Origin of the sequence: Cylindrospermum sp. FACHB-282 (genome assembly GCF_014697195.1) — a bacterium.
In the GTDB taxonomy this organism is placed as follows: Bacteria; Cyanobacteriota; Cyanobacteriia; order Cyanobacteriales; family Nostocaceae; genus Cylindrospermum.
Genome location: NZ_JACJRJ010000018.1, coordinates 104,801 through 111,936 on the forward strand (window position 1 = coordinate 104,801; position 7,136 = coordinate 111,936).

4 protein-coding genes are annotated in these 7,136 nt (G+C 39.8%); 1 reads left to right on the forward strand and 3 read right to left on the reverse strand.

The genetic code is table 11. From position 1 onward, the window contains the following. Positions 1-836 precede the first annotated feature (836 nt). The 3 genes from H6G32_RS11740 to H6G32_RS11750 form a co-directional block, all read right to left on the reverse strand. On the reverse strand, positions 837-1,352 hold the full coding sequence (locus H6G32_RS11740) for a universal stress protein (protein ID WP_190458318.1): 516 nt from the start codon (positions 1,350-1,352) through the stop codon (positions 837-839). Between the two features lie 82 nt (positions 1,353-1,434). Continuing rightward, the gene (gene ppsA, locus H6G32_RS11745; RefSeq protein ID WP_190458320.1) at positions 1,435-3,879 is read right to left on the reverse strand and encodes a phosphoenolpyruvate synthase; all 2,445 of its coding nucleotides are present in this window, start codon (positions 3,877-3,879) and stop codon (positions 1,435-1,437) included. A gap of 818 nt (positions 3,880-4,697) precedes the next feature. Next, positions 4,698-4,919, reverse strand: coding sequence for a DUF4327 family protein (locus H6G32_RS11750; protein ID WP_190458322.1), 222 nt, complete (start codon positions 4,917-4,919; stop codon positions 4,698-4,700). Between the two features lie 862 nt (positions 4,920-5,781). Between H6G32_RS11750 and H6G32_RS11755 the strand changes: the two genes are divergently transcribed. After that, positions 5,782-7,014, forward strand: coding sequence for a cysteine desulfurase-like protein (locus tag H6G32_RS11755; RefSeq protein ID WP_190458324.1), 1,233 nt, complete (start codon positions 5,782-5,784; stop codon positions 7,012-7,014). The last annotated feature ends 122 nt before the right edge of the window (positions 7,015-7,136 follow it).

Consider the following 7,136-nt stretch of genomic DNA (forward strand, 5'->3'; position numbering starts at 1 on the left):
CGGGCTATGTCTAAAATTAGTAACTCAGGTAGGACGTCAAGGAAATTTTGTAGTGGTCAAACTCATTCTATTGTCAAATTAGGGATAGATGAGCTGTTATCTTATAGAGGTTACTCTAATTAATGGTTTTGGTAGTCCTGGGGGATTGAATGGATGAATCCAGATAGGTTAAAGAAGTGCATTCGCTGCCAGTGCGGGCAATTTGCCCTAGCTCTTAACTACCCCCATTTATGTTTATTTTCTTGGGCGTCATCATGGGCTGCCTATTCCCAAGCATAGCAGCAATGCCACGGATATCCTACTCTTCTAAATAACGGGTAACTCTTAAGTTGCGATTATTACAGGTGGCGAGTTTTAGTGGAAGGAGTCCCATCTTCTAATAGGACTTATCTTTCGCGCCTTAATTCTTGTGAAATTACAGTCTGGTAATGTAGCAGACAACTAACAGTGTCTCGAACAGATTTAAATTACATCTTCACTTCTAGGAGTCAGCCAGGGCTATTTTGTTCTAGACATAACCCGCCCTGAACTCCAGTTCTGGGCCAATAACTCAAATTCCGTTAAAACGGACTAGAAATTTCTTTTAGTCGTCTTTAAATGAATGAGTGCTATTAGAGTCAGTATTCATTGTCAGGCGGTTGTTGAGAATGAAATAGCGCTGAGGAGTCAGCTATGGGGAATAAAACTAGCGAGATACTAACCTACCACTTTCATAACCAAATTTTATGGAAATTCAATATATTATTTTTTTAATCTTAAATATTGATCTGGTTTTGGTATCTAAAAAATGTCATATTTGATGCTAAGTGTAAATAGGCAGAATTAAATACAAGAGATCATTGCGAGGATAACGAAACGGAAGCTACTTGAGGCGTTGTATCTTGAACTGTCAAGACTGAGCAAGTTGTGTGGTGGAGTAGGTAATTACTGACGCTACCCAACAAAAACGGACTTACTCCACTTAGTCCATGACGACCGATAATAATTAAGTCAGCTTTCCAAATCTGAGCTACTTGACAAACTTGGGGACAAAAATCACCAATTTCCTGAATAAATTCAGCCTTGATACCTTTGGCGATCGCCTTATTAGTGAGTGATGTGAGTAATTCAACTCCCTTTTGCTTAAGCAATTCCCAGTATCCTAAAAAATAGTCTAAATCTCTAGTTTGGGAAATGGTATATGTACCATCTTTTTGCTGCCTTGGAGGATTTTTGTAACGTTCATCAAAAGGCGAGAGGACTTGCAGTAAAATCAATTCGGCATTATTTGCTGTTGCTAAAGATAGGGCTTGATCGAAAATATGCCCATCGATTGTAGTATCATTAAGTACAACTAAAAGTTTTTGTAACATTTTGAAAAAGTATTAATTCAAAGGTCGTTAGTTAAAAGTCATTAGTCTTTTACAGGAGTGCAAAAAACTAATGACGGATAAATTAATGATTACCTGCTTCAGCGGCGGCAATTTCTAATAGAGTCTTGAGTACTGAGTCAGGGTTGAGGCTGATGGAATCAATACCTTCTTCTACTAGGAAGCGGGCAAATTCTGGGTAATCGCTAGGTGCTTGGCCGCAGATACCGATTTTGCGTCCGTGCTGTTTGACAGTGGCGATCGCCTTAACAATCATCCGCTTCACCGCTGCATTACGTTCATCAAACAAATGTGCCACTAAAGCTGAATCCCGATCTAGTCCCAGCGTTAATTGTGTTAGGTCATTTGAACCAATGGAAAAACCATCAAATACTTGACTAAATTCATCTGCTAGCATCACATTACTGGGTAACTCACACATCACATAAACTTGTAAGCCATTTTCTTCTCTTACCAAGCCATGTTTTGCCATTTCTGCCAGCACGCGCTGTCCTTCTTCAGGAGTACGGCAGAAGGGTACCATTAAAATCATGTTGGTTAAACCCATCTCATCCCTGACTCGCTTCATCGCCTGACACTCTAGGGCAAAACCTTCGCGATAACGTTGATCGTAGTAACGAGAAGCACCACGCCAGCCCAGCATCGGGTTTTCTTCCTTGGGTTCAAATTGTTTACCTCCCAAGAGATTGGCGTATTCGTTACTTTTAAAGTCAGATAAGCGGACAATTACAGGCTTGGGATAAAAAGCTGCGGCGATTGTCCCAATTCCTTGGGCTAATTTATCGACAAAGAACAAAGCTTTATTTTCATATTGGGCAGTTAATTCGGCAATTTTATATCTAGCAAGCTCGTCTTCTAACTGATCAAAGTGCAGCAATGCTAGGGGGTGGATTTTGATGTGGTTAGCAATAATAAATTCCATCCGTGCTAACCCTACCCCATCATTAGGAATAGCTGTTAAACCAAATGCTTCTTCTGGATTGCCCACATTCATCATGATTTTGGTGCGAGTGCGGGGCAAATTTTCTAGGGGTATTTGTTGGACTTGATATGGCAATAAACCCTGGTAAACTTTACCTGTTTCGCCTTCAGCACAACTCACAGTGATTTCTTGCCCAGTTGTTAACACAGTGGTGGCATTACCACAGCCAACTAAGGCGGGAATTCCCATTTCTCTAGCAATAATTGCCGCGTGACAGGTTCTGCCTCCAGAGTCAGTGACGATCGCACTGGCACGTTTCATAATTGGTTCCCAGTCGGGATCAGTGCGATTTGTGACTAGCACTTCCCCTGGTTGGAATTGGTGAATTTGCGGTACATCGAAAATAACTCTGGCTTTACCTTGGCCAATCATTTCACCGACGCTACGACCTGTAAGCAGCACTTGACTTTTTTCTTGAAGATGGTAATTGCTGAGGACATTTTTCACCTTCTGGGACTGTACTGTTTCTGGACGGGCTTGGACAATAAATAATTCATGGGTTAAACCGTCTTTTGCCCATTCAATATCCATCGGGCTATCAATTTCATGAACTTGGGTATAGTGTTCTTCAATCACACAAGCCCATTGCGCTAGTTGTAAAATTTCTTGATCATTCAGGGCATATTGGCTGCGTTCAGATGGGGGGACGGAGACGTTTTTGGTCAGTTTCATCCCTTCCAAGTCATAAACCATCTTAATTTCTTTGCTACCCAAGCTCTTTTTAATAATTGGGCGATATCCCTGCTTTAAGGTAGGCTTAAATACTAAATATTCATCTGGGTTAACTGCTCCCTGAACGACGGTTTCACCTAACCCATAAGCAGCAGTAATCAAAGCAGCATCTTTAAAACCTGTTTCTGTGTCAATGGAGAACATCACACCAGAAGCAGCCAAGTCAGAACGTACCATTTTTTGCACCCCTACCGAGAGGGCAATATTTAAGTGGTCGAAGCCTCTATTTTGTCGGTAGGAAATGGCACGGTCGGTAAAGATTGAGGCAAAACATTTGTGGCAAGATTCTAGTAAAGATTTAATCCCGTGGACGTTTAAATAGGTTTCTTGCTGTCCAGCAAAGCTAGCATCGGGTAAGTCTTCAGCGGTGGCACTAGAACGAACTGCGACATCGGTATCATTACCATATTCTTGGCAGAGGGCTTGGTAAGATTGGGCGATCGCTTGCTGTAATTCTAGAGGGAATGCTGTTTCTAGCATCAAATATCTGGCTTTTTTACCCCGCAGTCGCAGATTATTCACATCTTCCACGTCTAAATCTGCAAAAATCTTTCTCAGCTTTGGTTCCAAACCCGCTTTAGCAATAAAGTAGCGATAAGCATAAGCAGTGGTAGCAAACCCGGTGGGAACTTTGACTCCTTTGGGACTAAGTTGCTGAATCATCTCTCCCAAAGAAGCGTTTTTGCCACCAACCAAGGAAATATCTGCAATTCCTACGGCATTGAATGGCAAAACTAGAGCCTGTTCTTTTGGGACTGGGCGATCGCTTTCTTGATTAAGTAATGTTTCTAACATATTTTAGATTCCCTTACACCAACTGATATTTAAGCAGTGTGTACTAAATTAATCTGTTCCTCATCCGCGCACTTCTGTTTATAGGTTGATAATTTGAGGATCTTGTGAGGATACAGATGTTGCAGCTATTTCTAGGCAGATAATTGGCGCATATTGTGAAGATATAGCTTCGATTAACTTCTATCTAATAGTTTGGCAATTATGTATAAATATTAAGAAATTATATACATATATTAATTAATCACATTAATACCTTAAGTTTCCTCACAAGTTCCTCATATTTATAAATTAAAGTCAAAATATAGGTGAACAGATTAGTTTTAGTTTGACTGGGCTTGTCAACAGGCTGCCCTAACTTAATTAGAAATAACAAATTTATTAACAGGATTTTACAAAATATGAATTACTGTCCTTGCTGTACCAGCTTGCTTTTACAACATATACGTACTTCGGGAACCTACTGGTTTTGCCGTAGCTGCTGGCAAGAAATGCCAGTGTTTCTTGGTAAGAGTTCAAGTTCTTTATCAGAGTCTATCTTAGAGCAAATGCCTAAAAAGGCTCGAAAGAAGCACACAGTAAAAATCCTGATTACTTAAGTAATTAGCCTTAGATAACTAGCTGAGTAATAGAAAAAAATTACCTACCCAAATAATACTAATTAGCAACATACATATTAAATTTTTCTGGCCAGGATATTTAATCTCTATTTTGTTTAAAACCCCCGAATGCATTCGAGGGCTTGATATTTTGAGATATTAGTGGTTAATTTTGAATTTATTTGGGGTGCTGCTGATCTGTTGCGACTTCTAGGTGCAGCTTCAATCTTCTTCCCAGTCTTCACGACCAATGAGATCAATAATTCTATCTCTGAGCAAATATTCGTTCTCTTCTAGCTCATGCTCAAAATAAGCCCAGTCACGTTCCGGGATGTATTTGCTAAGAGTATAAATTGGCTGTTGACGGTTAACAAGTCCCTTTCTTGCAAGTTGAAGAGCTTCTTCCTTAATAACTTCAATGTCATATTTAATGGCAGTATCCATCACTACTTCCCTCTTTTTTGATCAAGGAATTAAAAATCTGGGCAATAACTTCTTGCCTCTACTTTAAAGTTATCAAATAATTGGCAAAAATGCCTGAAAAAGAAAAATATTAATCCTTAGTATAGCCAGATGCATTGTATGAGTCCACAAGTATACCCCCTCTAGAGAGATTCTCCTATAGCAATCCTATTTGATTTGTGAACATAAAGTGAGTCAGATACCCGACTTCTCTAAGAAGTCGGGTATCTTTGTGTTCACAAATGATTTAGGACTGCTATATCTCCGAATAAGTAGACTGCCATCATCAACTGTCAATTCACATCTTGTCTTGCACCAATTGCTAAAAGCCGTGAACTAAAGTTCTGGCTGAAAGCAGAAACCAGTTAAAACTGGTTAAGACCTGAGCTTAGTTAGCTGTCTTCTAACTTCAGCTTTCAGCCCTAAATTTATTTACAGCAGTTTTCATATATTCAGACCACACCATCAATTAATATCTTTCTTCCTTTGCGTGAAACTTAAGAATATAGTTCATTTGCACCGAAATGGCTATAAGGGCTAATTGACAATAGTGCACGAGATAAGTCTAGAACTTACGCATTGACAGAAAATTCTAAATATCAATGCTAGTTTTATTGATTGAAAATCTTAATCCGTGCGTTAGGGAACGCACTCTACGGGTAGGATGCGTAAAGAGACGCATCAGAACACCATTAAAAAAGCCCAAAATTAGGATGAATTTCTACGGGGTGCGTAAGTCATAAAGTCAACAAAACTGGATGTAGATTCTCACACTTTTGCCTTGCCAAAAGGTAAGCTAGGGGAGTAGTTCACTTCATCCCTAATTACCCAGAGGAGTTATCCGATGTTTCTCAATATTGACAAAGTTCGTGAATATTTTCCGGCTTTAGCTGGTGAATGGATTTTTTTTGATAATGCTGGTGGGTCACAAACCCTAAAAAAAGTAGTAGATAGAATTAGCGAGTATCTGCTAACTTCTGATGTCCAATTGGGTGCTTCTTATGCTGTCTCTCAACTGGCAGGAGAACGGGTATCCTTGGCTGCTAGGGGAATGGCTACTTTAATTAATGCCAGTTCTCCTCAAGAAGTGGTTATGGGATCATCAACGACAATGATGTTAAAAATACTCGCCCTTTGTCTGGGTCAAACCTTTGCACCTGGTGATGAGATTATTGTTACTAATTGTGACCATGAGGCAAATATCGGTGCTTGGGTTGCTTTAGCGGCACAAGGAATAAAAGTTAAATTTTGGCAAGTTCGCCCAGATAGTTTAGAACTTAATTTAGCAGATTTAGAGCTATTGATGAGTCGGCGCACAAGACTGGTAGCCTTAACTCATGCGTCTAATGTTCTCGGCACTATCAACCCAATTAAAGAAATTGCTGCCTTTGTACACCAGCGAAAAGCAATGATTTGTGTCGATGGTGTAGCTTATGCACCACATAGATTAATCGATGTCCAAGATTTAGATGTAGATTTCTATGTTTTGAGTCTTTATAAAGTCTATGGGCCACATTATGCTTTACTTTATGGCAAGGAAGAACATTTATTAACAATGCCTGGCTTAAATCATTATTTTATTGAGCAGAAGGATATTCCTTATAAATTTCAGCTAGGCAATGTTAATTTTGAATTGAGTTATGGAATGTTAGGCTTATGCGATTACCTGAGGGAATTGGCACAGCTGCACTATGGTGATCAAACAGCATCTGATTTGCGATCGCAAATGGTGCAAGCATTTGACTTAATCAACACCCATGAAGAAAAAATTTGCGATCGCTTACTCAATTATCTCAACAACAAGCCTCTAGTGCGAGTAATTGGTCAGTCACAAGCTAACCATCAGTCTCGTGTTCCTACTATATCTTTTGTGGTAGATGGACTTCATAGCTCGATTATCCCTCTCAAAGTTGACCCACATTACATCGGAATTCGCTACGGAGATTTTTATGCTAAACGACTAATTGAATATTTGGGGTTAGCCTCCCAAGGGGGAGTTGTGCGGGTGAGTATGGTACATTACAACACACTCTTTGAAGTAGACCAGCTAATTGCCGCTTTTGAACAAATATTTTAACAAGAATACGTGACATACTCCTACACTGACTCTAAGAGTACAGTGTAGGCTTCCAAGACAATCCGGCTATTGCTTAGGAGACTCTTGGCTTTAAGAACGGGATGCCCCGCCGCTCTGTTTTT

Excerpts from the sequence above, each read along its gene's own strand:
- H6G32_RS11740 (WP_190458318.1), bottom strand. The coding sequence starts at position 1,352 with ATGTTACAAAAACTTTTAGTTGTACTTAATGATACTACAATCGATGGG.
- ppsA (WP_190458320.1), bottom strand. The coding sequence starts at position 3,879 with ATGTTAGAAACATTACTTAATCAAGAAAGCGATCGCCCAGTCCCAAAA.
- H6G32_RS11750 (WP_190458322.1), bottom strand. The coding sequence starts at position 4,919 with ATGGATACTGCCATTAAATATGACATTGAAGTTATTAAGGAAGAAGCT.
- H6G32_RS11755 (WP_190458324.1), top strand. The coding sequence starts at position 5,782 with ATGTTTCTCAATATTGACAAAGTTCGTGAATATTTTCCGGCTTTAGCT.